Source organism: Accumulibacter sp. (genome assembly GCF_023806635.1).
Taxonomy (GTDB): Bacteria; Pseudomonadota; Gammaproteobacteria; order Burkholderiales; family Rhodocyclaceae; genus Accumulibacter.
In genome coordinates, this window is the sequence record NZ_JAMTDQ010000089.1 from 19,867 (window position 1) to 40,011 (window position 20,145).

Genomic DNA, 20,145 nt, shown 5'->3' on the forward strand with positions numbered 1-20,145 from the left:
CTCACCCCTCCAAGATCCCCGCCACATTCGCGGCGATGGTTTGCTCCAGCGTCCGCGCCTGGGCGTTGAGGGTTTCCAGTTCTTCGTTCAGCGCCTGCAACTGTGCCTTGAAGTCCTCGTCGCTCACTTCCTCGCCTGGGGCCACGCCCACATAGCGGCCGGGGTTGAGCGACCAGCCCTGCGCTTCGATCTCGGCAAGCGTCGCCGCCTTGCACAGGCCGCGGATGTCGGCGTAGGCGGGCTTCTTGCCGAACACTTCCTTGAGTTTGGCCGCCGTTTCCTCGCCGCCCACGGTCAGGTCGGGCGCCTCGCCGCGATAGAGCCGCACCAGGTTGGCGATGAAGCCGATCTGCGCGGGCGTCCAGTCGCGGTGGGCGCGGTCCACCTGCCGGTAGATGTGGCGGGCGTCGATGAACAAGACCGTGTCGACGCGATTCGTCTTGGCCTTGCCCCGGTCGAGGAACCACAGCGTGCAGGGCAGCGTCACCGTGTAGAACATGTTGGGGCCGACGGCTACCACCACATCCACCGCTCGCGCCTCGATCAGCTTCTGCCGCAGCTCCTGCTCGGAGGAGCGGGCATCGGAGGCCGAGTTGGCCATGACGAAGCCGGCGCGGCCCCTGGCATTGAGCGCCGAGTAGAAGAGCTGGATCCAGAGGTAGTTGGCGTTGTCGGTCTTGGGCAGGCCGAAGGGGAAGCGGCGGCCGGCGCCGACCATGTCCTTGAGCCGCTCCTTGTCCACCGCGTTCACGTTGAAGGGCGGATTGGCGAGCACGAAGTCGAAGGCGCCGGTGGCCGCGTGCGGGTCGTCGTAGTAGCTGTTGACGTTGCCGCCGTGGCGGATGTCGCCCTCCAGCCCGTGTACGGCCAGGTTCAGGCGGGCGAGGCGGCCGGTCTCGTCGGTCTTCTCGACACCGCAGATGGCCAGCTCGGCGGCCGGGTTCTTGCGGTGCTCGGCCACGAAGCGGGCCGACTGCACGAACATGCCGCCCGAGCCGCAGGCGGGGTCGAGGATGCGGCCGTGGAAGGGCTCGATCACCTGCGCGAGCAGCTGCACGATGCTGCTCGGGGTGTAGAACTCGCCCCCGCCCTGGCCCTCGCTCATGGCGAATTCGCCGAGGAAGTATTCGTAGATGCGGCCGAAGGCGTCGAAGTCGAGCGTGGCCGGGATCTCGGAGATCTTCTTCAGCAGCTCCTTGAGCAGGGTGCCGGTGAAGAGGTTGAAGGTCTTGGGCAGCACGCCGGCGAGCTGCGGGTTGTGCTTCTCCACCTCGCGCATGGCGGCGTTGACCTTGCCGCCGATGTCGGCCGCCTCGGGCAGGGTCAGCAGGAAGTCGAAGCGTGCCTCGGGGGCGAGGTAGAGCACGTTGTCGGCGTGGTAGGCGGCGGGTTGATCGACGCGGCTGCCACGGCGGGCAGAGGCGCCGGCCGCTTCGAGCCTGGCCCGCTGCGCTGCAAAGCGCACCTCGGCGAAGCGCAGGAAGATCAGGCCGAGGATGGGGCCGGAGTACTCCTGCGCCTTGAGGCCGGAGTTGGCGCGGAACTGGTCGGCGGCATCCCACAGGCGCTTCTCGAGCGAGGTGGCGGCGGCGTTTTTTTCAGAAGGGGCTGTCCAGTGCATGGGTCGCCGTGCAACCGTCTCATCGGGTCAGAACGAATCTCACCACGAAGCGACACGCGCCGCAGTGCGGACAGCGCGCCGACCCGGATGTTCGATTGGCGCGCCAACCGGCAGCGTTCGGCGACCGCGGCCGAGGCTCCGGTCGCAACTCGCGGCAGGTGTTCATTGCAGGTTGTGCGCCGAGAGCAGGACCACCTTGCCGCCGAGGAAACCGACGCGGATGCCGCGCTCCGGGGTGCCCCATACGCAGTGGCGCAGACCGATCATTTCGTCGCAGCTGGCCGGATCACCGACGATCTCCCGGACCTCCTCGTAGGACTGGCCGGTGCGCAGGCGATTGAACTGGTCGAGGCTGACTCTGGGGCTGCACCCCAGGAGCAGCACGCTGAGCGCGGCGACGGCGAGGCTCCGCTGCGGTGGCCTGCGGCTGCCGCTCACCGGCGTTCCTCCGGCCGGCCGCCGCTGGTCGTCTCAGGCATAGTCCACGCGCACGTTGTCGCTGCTCAGCCAGTCGCGCAAGGCCTGCAGCAGGCCGTCTTCGAGCCGCACCCGGCTGCTGTCGCCGAGCACCAGCTCGCAGCGTGCTTCGGCATTGTGGTAGCTCAGGCGAATCGGGCACTCGCCGGGGGTATAGGGCGCCAGCAGGCTGCGCAGCCGCTGCACGGCGTGGCGTGCGTTGTTGCCGCCGGCCTGGCCGTTGAGCGACAGGTGCAGCTGGCGGGCGAAGCGGCCACGTGCTTCGGCAAGCGTCAGCAGGCGCTCGGCGACGACCTTCACGCGCCCCTCGCCGGCGAAATCGTCGCGCTGGATCCGCCCTTCGACGACGAGCACCTCGTCCTCCCGGATCTTGACCCGTTCGCTGTCCAGCAACTCGCTGAACACCGAGACCTCGAGCGAGGTGCTGCCGTCGTCGAGCTGGATGAACGCCATCTTGCCGCGCGCCGTGATCTTGCTGCGCACGGCGACGACCAGTCCGGCGAGGAGCTGGCTCTCCTTGCGCGCCTCGAGCGCCGCCAGCGGCCGGCGGACGAAGTGCGCGATCTCGCCCTGCACGGCGCGGAAGGGGTGGCCGGAAAAGTAGAAGCCGAGCGCCAGCTTCTCCTCGTTGAGCTGCTGGCGTTCGTCCCAGCGTGGCGCCTCGACGTACTGCGGCCCTTGCCCGCCGGCCGCGTCGCCGGCGTCGTCGAGGAGGTCGAAGAGGCTGACCTGCATGGCGTTGCGTTCGGCCTGTTCGGCGGCCTCGATGGCGATGCCGACCGAGGCGAGCAGGCGCGCGCGATGGCTGTCGAGGGTGTCGAAAGCGCCGGCGCGGATCAGCGCTTCGATCGTCCGCCGGTTGACCAGTCGCCTGTCTACGCGTTGGCAGAAGTCGAACAGGTCCCTGAAAGGGCCGTTGGCGGTGCGGGCGCGGATGATCGTCGTCACCGCCTGTTCCCCGGTGCCCTTGACGGCGCCGAGGCCGTAGCGGACGGTCTGGCGGTCGACCGGGGTGAAGCGGAATTCGGAGGCGTTGACGTCCGGGCCGAGGATCGTCAGTCCGTTGGCGATCGCGTCATCGTGGAAGATCTTGACGGTGTCGGTGAGGTCCATTTCGGACGACAGCGTCGCCGCCATGAAGGCGGCGCAGTGGTGCGCCTTGAGCCATGCCGTGTGGTAGGTGACGACGGCGTAGGCGGCGGTGTGCGACTTGTTGAAGCCGTACTCGGCGAACTTCTCCATCAGGTCGAAGAGCTGCATCGCCAGCTTCTCGTCGTGGCCCTTCCTGCGCGCGCCTTCGCGCATCAGGTCCCGGTGCAGCGCCATCTCCTCGGCCTTCTTCTTGCCCATCGCCCGGCGCAGCAGGTCGGCGGCGCCGAGCGTGTAGCCGCCGATGATCTGCGCGATCTGCATCACCTGTTCCTGATAGACGATGACGCCGTAGGTCGGTTCGAGACAGGCCTTGAGATCGTCGATGTAGTAATCGATCTTCTGCTGCCCCTTCTTGCGCAGGATGAAGTCGTCGACCATGCCGGAACCGAGCGGGCCCGGGCGATAGAGCGCGAGGACGGCGATGATGTCCTCGAAGCGATCCGGCGCCAGCTTGCGGACGAGCTTCTTCATGCCCTCGGATTCGACCTGGAAGATCGCCGTCGTGTTGCCGTCCTTGAGAACCTGGTAGGCCTTCGGGTCGTCGAAGGCCAGCGTGGCGAGGTCGGGGCGTTCGCCGCTGAGTCTCTCGACATATTGCAATGCCAGCTCGATGATCGTCAGGTTGCGCAGGCCGAGGAAGTCGAACTTGACCAGCCCGATCTTCTCGACATCGTCCTTGTCGAACTGCGACACCACCGAACCGCCGCCATCGGCCGAGTACACCGGGCAGAAGTCGCTCAGCTTGCCGGGGGCGATGAGGACACCGCCGGCGTGCATGCCGACGTTGCGCGTCAGGTCCTCGAGGCGGCCGGCGAGATCGAAGAGCTGCCGCACTTCCTCCTCGCCGTCGATCCGGGCCTGCAATTGCGGTTCGGCGGCGAGCGCCTTGGCCAGCGAGAGCGGCTTGTTGGTCTCGACCGGGATCAGCTTCGACAACTGGTCACAGAAGTTGTACGGCAGGTCGAGTACGCGGCCGACGTCACGAATCACCGCCTTCGACGACATGGTGCCGAAGGTGACGATCTGCGCGACCGCCGCGCTGCCGTACTTCTGGCGGACGTACTCGATGACCCGCCAGCGGTTGTCCTGGCAGAAATCGATGTCGAAGTCGGGCATCGACACCCGCTCGGGGTTGAGGAAGCGCTCGAAGAGCAGCGCGTAGCGCAGCGGATCGAGGTCGGTTATGCCGAGTGCGTAGGCAACCACCGAGCCGGCGCCCGAGCCGCGTCCAGGGCCGACCGGACAGCCGTTGCGTTTCGCCCAGTTGATGAAGTCGGCGACGATCAGGAAGTAGCCCGGGAATCCCATCTGGACGATGGTGTCGGCCTCGAGCTGCAGGCGGGCATCGTACGGCGGGCGTTCGGCCTGGCGCACCGCGGCGTCGGGGAAGAGTTGCCGCAGGCGCTGCTCGAGCCCCGCCTCGGCCTCCTGGCGCAGGTAGTCGGCAAGCGTCATGCCCGGCGGCGTCGGGAAATCCGGCAGGTAGCTCTTGCCGAGGGTGAGCTGCAGGTTGCAGCGCTTGGCGATCTCGACCGAGTTGGCGAGCGCCGCCGGGTGGTCGGCAAACAGTTCGACCATCTCCGCGCTGCTCTTGAAATACTGCTCTTCGCTGTACAGGCGCGGGCGGCGTGCGTCGCCGAGCATGTAGCCTTCGGCGATGCAGACGCGCGCCTCGTGCGCGGTGAAGTCCTCGCGGTCGAGAAACTGGATCGGGTGCGTGGCGACCAGCGGCAGCCCGAGTTCCGCCGCCAGGTCGGCGGTTGCCGCAACCAGCGACTCCGCCTGCGGCATCCCGGGGCGCTGTACCTCGAGGTAGAAGGCGTCGCCGAACAGTTCACCCCACTGCCGGGCGCGCAGCACCGCCTGGTCGCGGTTGCCCTGCAGGAGGGCTTCGCCGACATCGCCGCCGGCGGCGCCGGAGAGCGCGATCAGTCCGTCGACGCCGACCTCGCGCAGCATCCGGCGGCTGACCTCGGCCCGGCCGCGCACGCGCGGCGCCAGGTAGGCGCGCGACAGCAGCTCGCAGAGCTGCAGGTAGCCGCGCGGCGAGCGGCAGAGCACGAGCAGGCGATGCGGCCGATCGGCATCGGCCTCGTTGGCGATGAACAGGTCGCAGCCGAACAGCGGCTTGATCCCCTTGCTGCGTGCGGCCGAGTGGAACTTGACGAGGGCAAAGACGTTGGCCAGGTCGGTCAGCGCCAGGGCCGGCATGCCGCAGGCGGCGGCGCGGGCGACGGCGGCGTCGAGGCGGACGATGCCGTCGGTGATCGAGTATTCGCTGTGCAGGCGAAGGTGGATGTACGGCGTCTCGGACATGGGCGCATTCTACCCCGGGGCGCCCGGCAGAAGGCGCCATGCGGCGGCGACGGCGACGAACCGCGGGCCAGCGCCCCTTCCGCGGCGTGCGGCCGGCGGCGGCCCCGGAGCGATCCGGGGCCGGGCCTCAGCTATCGACCCAGTCGATGATCGGCTGCCACTGCTCGAGGTCCTTTGCCGCGCGTGATGCCGACAGGTCGAACATGGTCATGCCGTGCATCGTCGTCTGGACGTAGAGCTGCGTCGTGCGCAGGTGGGTCAGCACCGGCAGATCGTAGCGGGCGAGAAAGCGTTCGAGTTCGGCGGCGGCACGGGTGCGCGGATCGACGCGCATGCCGACGACGGCGACGAAGGCCTGTTCGTTGCGCACCGCCTTTTCCTCCAGCAGCACGTCGAGGAAGTGGCGGGTGGCGAGGATGTCGAAGAGCGAGGGCGACACCGGCACCAGGACCCGGTTGACCTGCTTGACGACCGTGTCGAGTGCCTTGCCGTGGAGGCCGGCGGGCGTGTCGAGAATGACGTGCGTCGTACCTTTCGGCGGCTTGGCCGTCTTGCCGGGCTCGATCTCCCAGCTGCGGATGCTGGGCAGCAGCGACGGTCGCAGCTGCAGCCACTCGCGCGACGACTGCTGGCGATCGACGTCGCCGAGCATCACGCGATGACCCTTGCGTGCGAGATGGCCGGCGAGATTGATCGCCAGCGTCGACTTGCCCGAACCCCCCTTTGGATTGGCAATCAGAAAGGATTTCATCGCTTTTCGTCTCCGTTCTCGTTCTTGTGGTTCCCGGCGGCGAGCCTGTCAAGCTCGTTGCGCACCAGGTTGATGTGCTCGCGCAAAGTGTAAAGCAGATCGCTGAACGCGAGCGGGATCTTGAGTCTGCTCGCCGTGTCCTCGATGGTCTGCAACTGGCGCGCGTACTCGGCGTGTCGCGCCGGGTCGTCATTCCGGCGCAACTCGTTCTCGAGCAGCTTGAGGTCGCCGTAGCAGCGGACGATCTTCGAACGGACGCGCCAGCTGTAGATCGCCGGCGCGAACTTGAGCAGCGGCAGCAGCAGCATGACCAACGGCAGGATCATGACGAACAGGCGTTCGACCAGCACCGCCACCCAGAAAGGCAGGTAGCGCTGCAGGAAGGGTGGTCCGGACTTGTAGAAGCGCTCGGCTTCGGGCGACAGCGCGAAGCTGCGATCGCGGTAGGCGGGAAACTCGCCGGCCCGCTGGAAGAAGCCACCCTTGCCGTTGACTTCGGTCATCGCCTGCAGCAGCAGGCTGGCCAGCGCCGGGTGCAGGTCGTCGCGGACGATGACGTTGGCGGTGGTCGCCAGCAGGACCGTATCTCGCGGTGGCAGGTCGCGGACGAGGTTGACGACGCCGCGCGGCAGGACGATCTTCGACAGGAAGGGGAACAGCCGCAGGTAGGCATCGGCCTGGCTGAAGCTGACGACGCGCAGGCCGGGCGAGCGCAGCATCACCTGCACGACGGGTGCTTCCTGGGCGGCGACGATGAAGGCGGCATCGATCTCCTCGCGCTGCAGGGCCTCGGCTGCACCCAGTCCGGCCAGCGGCAGCAGGTTGGGGCTGTCGCTCCTGATGTCGTTGGCGGCCAGCAGTTGCAGCGCCAGGCCGCGGATGCCGCTGCCATCCTCGCCGACGGCGATGCGGCGGCCGTCGAGTTGATAGAGCTTGTCCACGCGTGCTTCGCCGCGGTAGAACACCCACACCGGTTCGTAGGCGACGCTGCCCAGCGAGCGTAGCGGCCCCGGCTCGTCCTCGTCTTCGCCGGTCGGCCGGGCGACCACTCCGCCCTGGACGAACGCGACCTCGGCTTCGCCGTTCTCCAGGCGCCGGATGTTCTCGTGGGAACCGGCCGAGGTCCTGATGTCGAGGGTGATTCCCTTGCTGGCCAGGATGGCGGCATAGCGCTGCGCATAGGCATGGTAGGCGCCGGCTTCACTGCCGGTGCTGATCGTGATCCGCCGCGGCGGCTCGGGGGCGACGAACTGGTAGGCGACGACCAGGCCGATGGCGGTGATCAGGATGATCGGCCAGGCCGTCGCCAGCATGAAGCGCAGCGCGACGAGGCGTGCGCGCAGGCGCTCCATCAGGGCAGGAGGACCGTCGACCCGGTGTGCCTGCGCGCTTCGAGGTCGCGGTGGGCGCTGGCGACGTCGGCCAGCGGGTAGGTCTGGTTGATTTCCACCCTGAGCTTGCCACTGGCGAAGACCGCGAAGAGATCGGCGCCGAGGGCGAGCAGGTCCTCGCGCCGCGCCGTGTAATGCATCAGCGTCGGTCGGGTGAGGAAGAGCGAGCCCTTCTGTGACAGCAGCAGCGGGTCGAACGCCGGCACCGGGCCGGATGCATTGCCGAAGCTGACCATCATGCCGCAGGTGCGCAGGCAGTCGAGCGAGCCGGCGAAGGTGTCCTTGCCGACGCCGTCGTACACCACGGCGACCCCCTCGCCAGCGGTGATCTCGCGCACCCGCCGCGGGAAGTCCTCGCGCGTGTAGTCGATCACGTGGTCGCAGCCGTGGGCGGCAGCGAGCGCGGCCTTGGCCTCGTTCGAGACGGTGCCGATGACGGTGGCGCCGAGCGCCTTCGCCCATTGGCAGGCAAGCAGGCCGACGCCGCCGGCGGCGGCATGGATCAGTACGGCATCACCGGCCTGCACGCGATAGGTGCGGCGCAGCAGGTAGGCGCTGGTCAGTCCCTGCAGCATCATCGCCGCCGCGGGCATGAAGTCGATCGCTTCCGGCAGCTTCAGCAGGCGGTCGGCGGGCAGGCAGCGGACTTGGCTGTAGGCGCCGACCGGGCCACCGGCGTAAGCGACGCGATCGCCGGGCGAGAAGTCGCTGACCGCGCTGCCGACCGCTTCGACGACGCCGGCTGCCTCGAGGCCGAGACCGTTCGGCAGCTGCAGCGGGTAGAGGCCGCTGCGGTGGTAGATGTCGATGTAGTTGAGGCCGACCGCCCGCTGGCGGACGCGCACTTCAGCGGGCTGCGGATCGCCGACCGCGACTTCTTCCCAGGACATGACCTCGGGGCCACCGGTGCGATGGATGCGAATGGCGAATGGCATGAAAGTCTCCTCAGCGTGGCGAACGCGACAGTCTAGTGCGCCGCCCGCTTCTTAGGCAAGCACTGAAAGTCCTTTGTGCGTTGCCACTTGCAGCGTTTCCCAGGCAGTGGTGCACAGCTTTTTCCACAGGATCGGGGGTAAAAGCGCTTGCGACGCGGCGCGCGGTCTGCTGCTTCGCGTCCGGCATCCCGCCTGCCGGTGAAGCCTGTCGCACGCGCTTGCCGGGGAACTCAGGCGGGAGTCAGGCGGGCGAGGCTGAGGGCGAGCCACTTCATGCCGCCGCTGCCGAAGTTGATCTGCACCCGGGCCTGCTCGCCGGAGCCTTCGCTGGCGACGATCACACCGACACCGAAACGGGCGTGGCGCACACTCTGGCCGATGCGCAGGCCGCTGTCGCCCGCCGTCTGCTGCTTCCCGCCCGGCGTGCCGGTCGCGCGCGGGGTGCCGCTGCCCCGGCTGCTGCGGTGCAGGAGTTCGGCCGGGAGTTCGTCGAGGAACACCGACGGCAGGCAGTAGCGCGTCTGGCCGTGCAGCAGGCGGGTCTCGGCGTGCGTCAGGTAGAGCCGGCGGCGCGCACGCGTGATGGCGACGTACATCAGACGGCGCTCCTCCTCGATGCCGTCGCGTTCCTGCGCGGCGCTCTCATGCGGAAACAGCCCCTGCTCGAGGCCGGTGATGAAAACGACGTCGAACTCGAGCCCCTTCGCCGAATGCACGGTCATCAGCTGCACGGCTTCCTGCTCGTCGCCGGCCTGGTGTTCGCCGGCTTCGAGCGACGCGTGGGCGAGAAAGGACGGGAGCCGGGCGTCATCGCCGCGGTCGTTCTCGTCGCTCGCCGTCGTGGCATCGCTGGCGAAGACGGTCGCCGCGTTGACCAGTTCGTCGAGGTTTTCCAGCCGATCCTGGCCATCCCGCTCGCCCAGATAATGCTGCCTCAGGCCGCTGCGATCGATGACGTGTTCGATCACCTCGGGCAGCGGCAGCGTGGCGGTTTCGCCGCGCAGTTCGTCGATCAGCCTGACGAAGCGGGCGATCGTGCTGCCGCTCTTGCCGGAAAGACTCGCGGCAGCGTTGTACAGGCTGGACTGGGCGGCGCGAGCCGCTTCCTGCAGCGCCTCGGTGCTGCGCGTGCCGATTCCCCGGGTCGGGAAATTGACGACGCGGGCGAAGGCGGTGTCGTCATCGGGGTTGACGATCAGGCGCAGGTAGGCGAGTGCATGCCGGATTTCCTGGCGGTCGAAGAAGCGCAGACCGCCGTGCACCCGATAGGCGACGCCGGCCGTGAACAGCTGGTGCTCGAGGACCCGCGACTGCGCGTTCGCGCGGTAGAGGAGGGCAATTTGCTGCCGGGACACGCCATCGCGCACCAGTTCGGCGATCTCGTCGACGATCCGGCGCGCCTCGTCGGTGTCGGAAAAGGCTTCGTAGACCCGTATGGGTTCGCCGGCGCCGGCATCGGTCCACAGATTCTTGCCGAGGCGGTCGCGATTCCGCCTGATCAGCGCATTGGCGGCGTCGAGGATGTTGCCTTGCGAACGATAGTTCTGTTCGAGGCGAATGACGCTGGCCAGATCGAATTCGCGCTGCAGGTCTCGCATGTTGCCGATCTCGGCGCCGCGGAAGGCATAGATCGACTGGTCGTCATCGCCGACGGCGAAGAGGCAGGCCGCGGGCACCGCCGGATCGGTGCCGCCGTGTCCGGCGAGCAGTTTCAGCCAGGCGTACTGCAGGCGGTTGGTGTCCTGGAATTCGTCGACCAGGATGTGCCGGAAGCGTGCCTGGTAGTGCTGCCGCAGTGGTTCGTTGCGCTGCAGCAGTTCGTAGGAGCGCAGCAGGAGTTCGGCGAAGTCGACGACACCCTCCCGCTGGCACTGCCGCTCATACTCGACATACCATTCGATGCGGCGGCTGGTGTACCGGTCGTAGGCTTCCGCCTGTGCCGCGCGGACGCCCTGTTCCTTGTGCGCGTTGATGAAGTGCATCAGTTCGCGCGGCGGGTACTTTTGCTCATCGACGGCGAGCGCCTTGAGCAGGCGCCTGATCGCTGCCAGCTGGTCGGCGGCATCGAGAATCTGGAATTGCGCCGGCAGTCCGGCTTCGCGATGATGCGCCCGCAGCAGGCGGTTGCACAGCCCGTGGAAGGTGCCGATCCACATGCCGCGGGTGTTGATCGGCAACATCGCCGCGAGGCGGGTCAGCATTTCCTTCGCCGCCTTGTTGGTGAAGGTGACGGCGAGGATTCCCGCCGCACCGACCTGGCCGGTCGAGATCAGCCAGGCGATGCGCGTCGTCAGCACGCGCGTCTTGCCGCTGCCGGCACCGGCAAGGATCAGCGCATGCTGCGGCGGCAGGGTGACGGCGGCCAGTTGGGGCGCGTTGAGATGGGCAAGCAGGTCGGACATCGATCGTTCCGGACGCGATGGGTGGGCCTGATTATAGCGGTCGCACCCTGGTCCGCGTGGCTTTGCACGCGCGCGCCGCCGGTCGTGGCTGGCCCGCGGACAGTGCATCCCGTCTGCTTTCGCCAACCATTCTCGCGAGCGGGCCGCGATGACCATTACAATGACGACACTGCAACAGGGCAACAGGGCAACAGGGCAACAGGGCAACAGGGCAACAGGGCAACAGGGCAGATGCGGCAATCTGCAGGGAGCGAGCCTGCCCTGCCGCAGGACTGCAGCTGTCGGCGGCGTCCGCCGGAGACGGGAGGGAGTGATGGCAAAGGAGTTGGCACCGGAACTGATCCAGAAGACGCTGCAGGGGATCACCATCCCCGCGCGACCACAGATACTGGTGCGGCTCGACAGCGAACTGGCCAAGGATGATCCGGACCCCGGCGTGGTCGTTCGCCTGGTCAGCAGCGACGTGGTTCTGTCTGCGGCCATGCTGAAGACGGTGAATTCCCCGTTCTTTGGTCTGCCGCGCAGGATCAGCTCGGTGGCGCAGGCGGTCAGCATGCTCGGCCTGAAAATGACCGCGCGCATCGTCACTGGACTGGTGCTGCGCATGATCATGGGTGGCAGGCAGTCGTCGCTCGAGCGCTTCTGGGACAGCGCTGAAAAGGTGGCCTGCATCTCCGGTCGCGTCGCGTCAACCCTGCCGCGGGGACCGCGCGATGAAGCCTACTGCTTCGGCCTGTTCCGCGATATCGGCATTCCGATGCTGCTGCAGAAGTTCCCCGACTATCGGCAGACCCTCGCCCTGGCCGACAACACGGTCGATCGTCCGATGACGTTGGTCGAGGAGGAACGGCATGCCACCGACCATGCGACGCTTGGCTACCTGGTTGCACGCAGCTGGCTTCTCCCGGAGGCGATCTGCGAGGGAATCCGCCATCACCATGACCCGTCCGTCTTCGACAGCAGGGATCTCGCCAACCCCGTGGCCCTGACGCTGATCGCGATCAACGCGCTCGCCGAGCACCTGCACGACGAGTATGTCCGCATGCGCGCCAATGCCGGCTGGCAGCAGATGGCGGATCATGTGCTCGCCCATCTCGGCATGTCCGAGGACGACTACTGCGACCTGCGAGAGGAGGTGACGACGCTGGTGCCCTGAGGCTGAGCCGCGCGCCAGCGAACTCCGCGTCACGCCTTCGTCGCGCCCCGCTCGCCGGCTGGCGTGGCCGTGCACCGATGGATGCCGCGCTCGGTGACGATCAGGTCCAGTGGCTGGTCGTGCGGCTCGCGATGCAGCGAGTCGAGTCGCGACAGCTCGAAGCCGACACCGATCGCCAGTGGCCGCGGGCGCAGGCTGGCCAGCGTGCGATCGAAGTAGCCGCCGCCGTAGCCGAGGCGGAAACCGGTGGCATCGAAGCCGACGAACGGGATCAGCAGCGCTTCCGGCAGCACTGGCTCGCCGCTCGCCGGCACCGGGATACCGTAGCGGTCGGTGGTCATCGCCACTGCCGGCGACCAGGCGCGAAAGGCGAGGCTGCTGTCGGCGGCGACGACGACCGGCAGCAGTGCCATGAAGCCGGGTTCGCCCTGGCGATGCCAGTGCGCGATCAGCGGACGCAGATCCGCTTCATTGTCGCGCGGCCAGCAGAAGCCGACGCGCATGGTGGCGAGTCGGGGCAGCGATTCCCGCAGCAGGGCGCGGATCCGCTGCGAGTGTCGCGCCCACTGGTCTGCCGGCAGCGCGCGGCGGCGCGCCAGCAGGGTGCGGCGCAGGGCGCGCCGGTCGTCGGCGGTCGCCGCCGCTGCGTCGGCAGCGCTGTCGGGCATGAAGCCGCTGGGCATGTGTTATCCTCGCCGGCGCCATCATTCGAAAGTACCAGCTTAGCATGAACCTCCTGTCGACGACCCTCCTGCTGCTGCTCCTGCTGTTCTCGCCGACTGCCGTCGTGGTCAAGCATGCCGCGGCACAGTCGGCCGACGACCAGTTCCTGGCCGCCCGGGAAGCGGCGCGGGCTGGCGACCGTAGCCGTCTCGAGCGGCTGGCGCCGGCGCTGCACGGCTACGAACTCGAGCCCTACGTCGACTACTGGCTGCTGGTACCCGACCTCAAGGACGCCGACCCGGCGCTGGTCAGGGCTTTCCTGGGCCGCCACGAGAACACCTACGTCGCCGAGAAACTGCGGGCCGACTGGTTGCGGCAGCTCGCCCGCAAGCAGCAGTGGGATCTGTTTGATGGCGAGTATGCGCGCCTGCTGCAGCCCGACCAGGAGATGGCCTGCTATGCGCTGCAGGCCCGCCTGGCACGCGGCGACGCGAAAGCGCTCGATGACGCCCTGCCGCTCTGGCTGAGCGCGCTCGAGCCGCCCGACTCTTGTTACCCCGTGTTCGAGGCATTGATCGTCGGCAAGCGCGTCCTCGCCGATGCGGTCTGGGCGCGCATTCGCCGCCAGTTCGAGGCGAACAAGATCCCTGCCGCGTTCTACACCATGAACTATCTGCCACCCAGCCAGACACCGGAGAGGAAGCTGGCGCAGACGGTCGCCGATTCGCCGTTACCCTGGCTGATCAAACTGCCGGCTGATTTCTCCGGCAACCGCATGCAGCGCGAGCTGGCCGCACTGGCCATCCAGCGTGTCGCGCGCAACGAGCCACAGGTGGCCGCCGATCAGCTGGAGCGGATCGGTTCGTCGCTGCAAAGTGGCGAGAAATCCTGGGCGTGGAGCCAGATCGCGCGGCAGGCGGCGCAGCGGCACATGCCGGAGGCGTTGCCGTGGTATCGCCAGGCGGGCGCTGTGCCGCTGTCGGATGAGGTTGCCGAATGGAAGGTGCGCGCAGCATTGCGCGTGCAGGACTGGGGCGGCGTGCGCTCGACGATCGAGAGCATGCCGCCGGCGCTGGCTGCCCAGCCGGCGTGGGTCTACTGGCTGGGTCGCGCCTACCGCGCCGGTGGCCGGATCGACGAGGCGAATGCCCTGTTCGGCCGGATCGCTGGCCAGCCGGACTTCTACGGCAGCCTCGCCAGCGACGAACTCGGCCGGCCGACGACGCCACCGCCGAAGGCGCCGCCAGCCAGTCGTGAGGAACTGGCGCAGGTGGCTGCGCTGCCTGGCGTGCAGCGGGCGCAGGCCTTCTTCCGCCTGAATCTGCGCAGCGAGGGGGTGCGCGAATGGAACTGGGCGTTGCGCGGCATGAGCGACCGCGAACTCCTGGCGGCGTCCGAGATCGCCCTGCGCTCGGGCAACTACGACCGGGCCATCGCGGCAGCCGATCGGACGCGCAACGAGCACGACTATTCGCTGCGCTATCTGGCGCCCTATGGCGACCAGGTGCGGCCGGCGGCACGCAATCAGGCTCTCGACGACGCCTGGGTGTACGGCCTCATGCGTCAGGAGAGCCGCTTCATCAGCAGTGCGCGTTCGCCCGTCGGGGCTTCCGGGCTGATGCAGCTGATGCCGGCCACCGCCAAGTGGGTGGCGAACAAGATCGGTCTGAAGGATTTCCATCAGGGGCGGGTCAACGATCCGGAAACCAACCTGCTGCTCGGCACCACCTACATGCGGCTGGTGCTCGAGAGTCTCGACAATCACCCGGTGCTCGCCTCGGCCGCGTACAACGCCGGGCCGGGCCGGGCGCGGCGCTGGCGGGCCGACCGCCCGCTCGAGGGAGCGATCTACGCCGAGACCATCCCCTTCAGCGAAACCAGGGATTACGTGAAGAAGGTGATGAACAACTCGATCTACTATGCGGCACTGTTCGACGGCAAGCCGCAGACGCTGAAGAACCGGCTTGGCGTCATCGCTGCGCGCACGGGGGGCGAGGTCAGGGGCGAAGATTTGCCTTAGAATGTCGCCTTCCCGACTTCTCTTCCCTCGGCAGGATGCTATGGACCTCGCGAACGTGTTGTTGATCGGTGGCAGTGGTTTCGTCGGTGGCTGGATCGCCAGTCGCCTGTCGGAAAGCGGTGTGCGGGTGACGATCCCGACCCGCCATCGCGAGAACACCAAGAAGCTGATCACGTTGCCGACGGTCGAGATGGTCGAGGCCGACGTGCATGATCCGGCGACGCTCGTGCAGCTGATGCGCGGCCAGGATGCGGTCATCAACCTGGTCGGCATCCTGCACGACGGCGATTCGCGTCTGCCGTACGGCAAGGGTTTTGCCGCCGCGCATGTCGAGCTGCCGCGCAAGATCGTCGCCGCCATGCCGCAGGCGGGTGTGCGCCGGTTGCTGCACATGAGCGCCCTGCAGGCGGCGCTGCGCGCACCGTCGGAATACCTGCGCTCGAAGGGTGACGGCGAGATGCTGGTGCGTGCGGCGATGGACCAGCTCGATGTCACGATCTTTCGTCCGTCGGTGATTTTCGGTCCCGGAGACGCCTTCCTCAACATGTTCGCCAGCCTCGTCAGAGTGTTGCCCGTGCTGCCGCTCGGCGGCGGCAGCGCGCGCTTCCAGCCGGTCTATGTCGGCGATGTCGCAGCGGCCTTCGTCGACAGCCTGGGCGACCGGACGACGATCGGGCGGAGCTACGATCTCTGCGGACCGAAGGTCTACAGCCTGCGCGAACTGGTTGACTACACGGCCCATCTGGTCGGTAGGTCGCCCTGGATCATCGATCTCGGGACCGGTGGTTGGGCCTATCTGCAGGCTGGGGTGATGTGGCTGCTGCCGAAGCCGCCGCTGTCGCCGGACAACCTGCGGTCGATGGAAGTCGACAGCGTCACCGATGGCACGCATGACTACCCTGCCTGGCAGCCGAAGGCGCTGGAGGCGGTTGCTCCGGGCTATCTGTCGCCGGCGGAAATTCCGCAGCTTCGCCTCGATCGCTACCGTTTCCGTGCCGGCCGCTGAGCCTTCCGGCGGCTGAAGCCAGCAGCATGCTGCGCCGGCACGGCGACCGCACCCGTTCGCTGAGTCCTGTGCCCGTGGCTCTGCCGGCGCTGGCCTGATCCCGGTTCGCATGCAGATCTTCACCGTCGGCGGCGCGGTTCGTGACGAACTCCTCGGTCTGCCGGTGCAGGACCGCGACTACGTCGTCGTCGGTGCGTCGCCGCGCGAGATGCTGGCGCGCGGTTTCCGCCAGGTCGGCAAGGACTTTCCGGTCTTCCTGCATCCGCAGTCGCAGGAGGAGTACGCGCTCGCGCGAACCGAGCGCAAGGCCGGTCACGGCTACCACGGGTTCGCCGTCGATGCGGCGCCGACGGTGACGCTGGCCGAGGATCTCGCGCGTCGTGACCTGACGATCAACGCCATCGCCCGCGCCGCCGACGGCGAGCTGATCGACCCGCACCATGGTATCGACGATCTGCAGGCGCGCGTGCTGCGCCATGTCGGCCCGGCTTTCAGCGAGGATCCGGTGCGCGTCCTGCGCGTGGCGCGTTTTGCCGCACGCTTCGCCGACTTCAGCGTCGCTGCCGAGACCCTCGATCTGATGCAGGGGATGGTCGCTGCCGGTGAGGTCGATCACCTGGTGAGCGAGCGCGTCTGGCAGGAGCTGGCCAGGGGCTTGATGGAGGAGCGGCCGTCGCGGATGTTCGAAGTCCTGCGGCAATGTGGCGCGCTGGCCCGGCTGCTGCCCGAGCTCGATGCGTTGTTCGGCGTCCCGCAACGGGCGGCATGCCACCCGGAGGTGGACACCGGCGTCCATGTCATGCTGGTCGTCGACCTGGCGGCAGAGCGCCGCTGCGCACTGCCCGTTCGCTGGGCGGTATTGCTGCACGACCTCGGCAAGGGCCTGACGCCCGCCGCCGACCTGCCGCGCCATCCGGGCCACGAGGCGCGCAGCGTCGGCCTGGCTGGCGAGGTCTGCGCGCGACTGCGCGTACCTGTCGCCTGCCGTGACCTGGCACTGCTGGTTGCCCGCCACCACGGCGAGGTTCACCGGGCACTGGAACTGGCGCCGGCAGCCATCGTCCGCCTCCTCGAAGGGTGCGACGCGCTGCGCCGCCGCGAGCGCTTCGAGCAGTTGCTCGAGGCCTGCAGCTGCGACTTCCACGGGCGTCTTGGCTGGCTCGAAGTGCCCTATCCGGCGCCGGCGCTCTTGCGCCGCGCGCTGGACGCCGTGCGCGGCGTCGATGCCGCGGCACTCGCCGCCGGCTGCAGCGAAGCGGCCCTGATCGCCGCGCGCATCTCCGCCGCGCGCGGCGCAGCGGTCGAGGAGATCCTGTCGGGCTGGCCGGGAGCGACCTAGCGCCTGCGGCCGGGCAGGCCGGCCGCCGCTCCTCTCAAAGGCTGGCGCTGCGGTCGCCGCTGCGAAAACCGCAGAGGGGCTCGGAGATTCGCCGGCCAAGCGCCATGACCTTGAACAACTCGCCCATCTCGGCCGGCGAGACCAGCTTCTGCACTGCGTTGGCCAGCGGCAGATAGCGCAGCGAGTCTTCTGCGGGTGTCCTGGCGAGGATGTCGGTCAGACCACAGTTGAAGAGGAAGGTGGACTGGGCGGTGTAGCCGAGCAGGTCGAGTCCCTCGCTGCAGCCGCTGTCGACGATCGCCGTGAAGTCGACGTGCAGGGTGATGTCCTGCAGCCCGGGCAGGTAGAAGGGATCATCGTGGGCGTGGTGGCGATAGTGGCACATCAGCGTGCCGGCAGCGCGCTGGGGATGGTAATACTCATGGCGCGGAAAGCCGTAGTCGATCAGCAGCAGTACGCCGTGCTCGAGGATCCTCGCCCACTGCCGCACCCAGGCCGGGGCTGCGAGCGCGATCTCGCTCAGGTAGGGGGGGCGGATGCCGCACTCGCCGGCCAGAGCCAGGGCACGTTCGAGCAGGTGGCCGCTCGCCGGTCGCTCGGCCCATGCGAAGCGGCCGCCGGCGACGGTGACCCCGCGTTCGCCGATGCCACCTGCGTGCCAGTGCACGAGGTGTGCCGGCATCGCGTCGAGGACCTCGTTCGCCAGGACGATACCGCTGAAGCGCCCGGGCAACTCGTCCAGCCAGTGCACCCGTGGCAGCAGGTGTGGTGCCCTCTGGGCGATGGTGTCATGCTGTCGGCGACGCAATTCGCCCGACAGCTCGAGGATCGCGTAGCTCTCGGGCAGCTGTCGCTGGCGTTCCAGTTCGAGCAGGAGGTCGCTGGCCAGCTTGCCGCTGCCGCCACCGACCTCGATCAGCTGCGCCGTGCAGCAGGTCTGCAGTTGCTGCACCTGGACCGCCAGCGTCTGGGCGAACACCGGCGAGAGCTCGGGTGCGGTGACGAAATCGCCCGTAGCGCCGAACTTTCGGGCACCACCGGCGTAATAGCCCATAGCCGGCTCGTAGAGCGCGAGTTCCATGAAGCGGTCGAAGCCGATCCAGCCGCCCGCGGTGGCGATTTGAGCGGCAATGGCGCTGGCGAGTGCTTCGCTGGCTGCCAGTGCGTCGGCTGAGGGCGGTGGCAGCGTCGCCGCCGTCGCCGGCGGACGCGTCAGCACGCGTCCTGGCGAACGAAACGGACCTGACCGTAAACTTCGGGATGATGCGTCGCCAGCCAGTGCTCGGCCTCGGCGACGGCACGCTCCCAGGTGGCGGCGCGCAGGGCAACCTCCTGCGTGCTGCCATCGTCCCGCCGCCAGTGCAGCGAATGACTGTGAAAACCTCCGCGTTCCTGTTGCCGCAGTGGGCAGGTGAGGGCGGGTGCCTCGCGGCGCAGTTCGGCGGCACCGCTGCCCGGCAAGAGCAGGCGGTAGCGCGGGCCCTTGCCCTCGTGCTGGACGATGAACTGCCTGTTTTCCTGCGTTTCCTCGACGACGTTCCATTCGGCGCAGCCCTCGATGATCGCAGCCAGGGCCAGCCCGTCCTCGTCACGGACGATCTCGGCAGCCACATGATGTGTCGTTTCGGTATCGTCGAGCACTTCGTGCCAGGGGCGGCCGTCGCGTGTCGGTGGCGGGAAGGGCAGCGCATGCTTGCCCTGTCGGATGCGGGCGAAGAGCGACGATTTCCTGACGTCGTCGAGGTCGATCGACGGAAACGCCGAGCGTGGTGCCGAGCGGAAGCTGCCGGCGCCCATGTAGCCGACGTCCCACAGCGTACGCAGCCATTCGGCGGTGTCGAGAGCGACCTGGGCGAGTTGGTCGTTGAGGTTCTCGCCATGCTCGCTCGCCGCCTGCATGGCCAGCAGGTCGGTTTCATGGCGGCGGGCGCGAACGACCTCGGCGAGCAGCGCCTCAACCCACTCCGCATCGGACGGCGGAAGCCGCGCGATCCGTTCGGCCAAGTGAGCCAGGTCATCGATGCTGAGAGGGATGTCGGACGTACTCATGGGTCGGGCTCCGTTGGGACGATCACGCGAGTGTACCGCGGCGACGACCGGGGCGCCCGCTTTTTCCCGAATCGAATCCAGGAATCCGCTAAAATCAGGTCCTTGTCTTCGCCAGCCGGAAACTGGAAATGGAAGGAAGAACGATACTGGTCACCGGCGCTGCGCGACGTCTGGGCAGGGCGATCGCGGTCGAGATGCACGATACGGGAGCCAACATCATGGTGCACTACCATCAGGCCGCTGACGAAGCCGCGACACTCGTCGCCGAGCTGAACGCTCGACGACCGTCGTCGGCCGCCTGTTGGCAGGTTGACCTGCGACAGATCGACAGGTTGCCGGAACTGGTGGCGGCGACCGTCGACCGGTTCGGTCGCCTCGACGCTCTGGTCAACAACGCCTCGAGTTTCTTCCCCACCCCGCTCGGCGGGATCGACCTGCATGACTGGGATCAACTCGTCGGCAGCAACCTGCAGGCGCCCCTGTTCCTCAGCCAGGCGGCAGCGCCACACCTGATCGCCAGTGGCGGCAGCGTCGTCAACATCACCGATATCCACGCTGAACGCCCACTCGCCGGCTATCCGCTGTATTGCGCCGCCAAGGCCGGCCTGCTGGGCCTGACGCGGGCGCTGGCGATCGAACTGGCACCAAGGGTGAGGGTGAACGCGGTGGCGCCGGGACCGATCCTCTGGCCCGAGAGCGAAGCTTTCGACAGCGTGGCACGGGCGGAGATCGTTGCCGACACCTTGCTTCATCGCGTTGGCTGCCCGCAGGACGCGGCGCGGGCGGTACACTACCTGCTCGTTGCAGCGGACTACGTCACCGGTCAGGTGATCAACGTCGATGGCGGGCGTACCGCCCATCTGTAGA

General features: G+C 68.0%; 15 protein-coding genes. 5 read left to right on the forward strand and 10 right to left on the reverse strand.

Annotated elements, in window-relative coordinates:
* Window position 1: 1 nt before the first annotated feature.
* The 7 genes from NFW30_RS15415 to NFW30_RS15445 form a co-directional block, all read right to left on the reverse strand.
* On the reverse strand, window positions 2-1,621 hold the full coding sequence (locus NFW30_RS15415) for a class I SAM-dependent DNA methyltransferase (protein ID WP_295357363.1): 1,620 nt from the start codon (window positions 1,619-1,621) through the stop codon (window positions 2-4).
* Between the two features lie 162 nt (window positions 1,622-1,783).
* Complete coding sequence (locus tag NFW30_RS15420; protein WP_295357366.1) at window positions 1,784-2,059, reverse strand: hypothetical protein; 276 nt, start codon at window positions 2,057-2,059, stop codon at window positions 1,784-1,786.
* Between the two features lie 33 nt (window positions 2,060-2,092).
* Window positions 2,093-5,566: a DNA polymerase III subunit alpha gene (gene dnaE / locus NFW30_RS15425; RefSeq protein WP_295357369.1), complete on the reverse strand. Its 3,474-nt coding sequence runs from the start codon at window positions 5,564-5,566 to the stop codon at window positions 2,093-2,095.
* 127 nt (window positions 5,567-5,693) lie between these two features.
* A complete protein-coding gene (locus NFW30_RS15430; RefSeq protein WP_295357371.1) occupies window positions 5,694-6,317 on the reverse strand; it encodes a ParA family protein in 624 nt (207 codons plus the stop codon).
* Entirely contained in the window at window positions 6,314-7,669 is a 1,356-nt protein-coding gene (locus NFW30_RS15435; RefSeq protein WP_295357374.1) for a TAXI family TRAP transporter solute-binding subunit, read from the reverse strand. The genes NFW30_RS15430 and NFW30_RS15435 overlap by 4 nt, the downstream gene beginning before the upstream one ends.
* Window positions 7,669-8,643 (reverse strand): quinone oxidoreductase, encoded by a 975-nt coding sequence (locus NFW30_RS15440; RefSeq protein ID WP_295357377.1) that lies wholly within the window; start codon window positions 8,641-8,643, stop codon window positions 7,669-7,671. The genes NFW30_RS15435 and NFW30_RS15440 overlap by 1 nt, the downstream gene beginning before the upstream one ends.
* 230 nt (window positions 8,644-8,873) lie before the next feature.
* Window positions 8,874-11,045 carry a UvrD-helicase domain-containing protein gene (locus NFW30_RS15445; protein ID WP_295357379.1) on the reverse strand — a complete coding sequence of 724 codons (2,172 nt, stop codon included), beginning with the start codon at window positions 11,043-11,045 and terminating at the stop codon, window positions 8,874-8,876.
* 313 nt (window positions 11,046-11,358) lie between these two features.
* Between NFW30_RS15445 and NFW30_RS15450 the strand changes: the two genes are divergently transcribed.
* On the forward strand, window positions 11,359-12,201 hold the full coding sequence (locus NFW30_RS15450) for an HDOD domain-containing protein (protein WP_295357382.1): 843 nt from the start codon (window positions 11,359-11,361) through the stop codon (window positions 12,199-12,201).
* Between the two features lie 29 nt (window positions 12,202-12,230).
* On the opposite strand, the gene NFW30_RS15455 is transcribed toward NFW30_RS15450, so the two are convergent.
* The gene (locus NFW30_RS15455; protein ID WP_295357385.1) at window positions 12,231-12,884 is read right to left on the reverse strand and encodes a 5-formyltetrahydrofolate cyclo-ligase; all 654 of its coding nucleotides are present in this window, start codon (window positions 12,882-12,884) and stop codon (window positions 12,231-12,233) included.
* Between the two features lie 44 nt (window positions 12,885-12,928).
* Here NFW30_RS15455 and NFW30_RS15460 point away from each other — a divergent pair, with 44 nt between their 5' ends.
* The 3 genes from NFW30_RS15460 (at window position 12,929) to NFW30_RS15470 (ending at window position 17,229) form a co-directional block, all read left to right on the forward strand.
* On the forward strand, window positions 12,929-14,884 hold the full coding sequence (locus NFW30_RS15460; RefSeq protein ID WP_295357388.1) for a lytic transglycosylase domain-containing protein: 1,956 nt from the start codon (window positions 12,929-12,931) through the stop codon (window positions 14,882-14,884).
* Between the two features lie 40 nt (window positions 14,885-14,924).
* Window positions 14,925-15,890: a complex I NDUFA9 subunit family protein gene (locus NFW30_RS15465; RefSeq protein ID WP_295357391.1), complete on the forward strand. Its 966-nt coding sequence runs from the start codon at window positions 14,925-14,927 to the stop codon at window positions 15,888-15,890.
* Window positions 15,891-15,999: 109 nt separating this feature from the next.
* On the forward strand, window positions 16,000-17,229 hold the full coding sequence (locus NFW30_RS15470; protein ID WP_295357394.1) for a multifunctional CCA addition/repair protein: 1,230 nt from the start codon (window positions 16,000-16,002) through the stop codon (window positions 17,227-17,229).
* A gap of 34 nt (window positions 17,230-17,263) precedes the next feature.
* Here the strand turns inward: NFW30_RS15470 and NFW30_RS15475 are convergent, their stop codons facing one another.
* The gene (locus tag NFW30_RS15475; protein ID WP_295357397.1) at window positions 17,264-18,448 is read right to left on the reverse strand and encodes an SAM-dependent methyltransferase; all 1,185 of its coding nucleotides are present in this window, start codon (window positions 18,446-18,448) and stop codon (window positions 17,264-17,266) included.
* Window positions 18,442-19,278 (reverse strand): hypothetical protein, encoded by an 837-nt coding sequence (locus tag NFW30_RS15480; protein ID WP_295357400.1) that lies wholly within the window; start codon window positions 19,276-19,278, stop codon window positions 18,442-18,444. The genes NFW30_RS15475 and NFW30_RS15480 overlap by 7 nt, the downstream gene beginning before the upstream one ends.
* A gap of 128 nt (window positions 19,279-19,406) precedes the next feature.
* On the opposite strand from NFW30_RS15480, the gene NFW30_RS15485 reads away from it, so the two are divergent.
* The gene (locus NFW30_RS15485; protein WP_295357403.1) at window positions 19,407-20,144 is read left to right on the forward strand and encodes a pteridine reductase; all 738 of its coding nucleotides are present in this window, start codon (window positions 19,407-19,409) and stop codon (window positions 20,142-20,144) included.
* Window position 20,145: the final 1 nt, after the last annotated feature.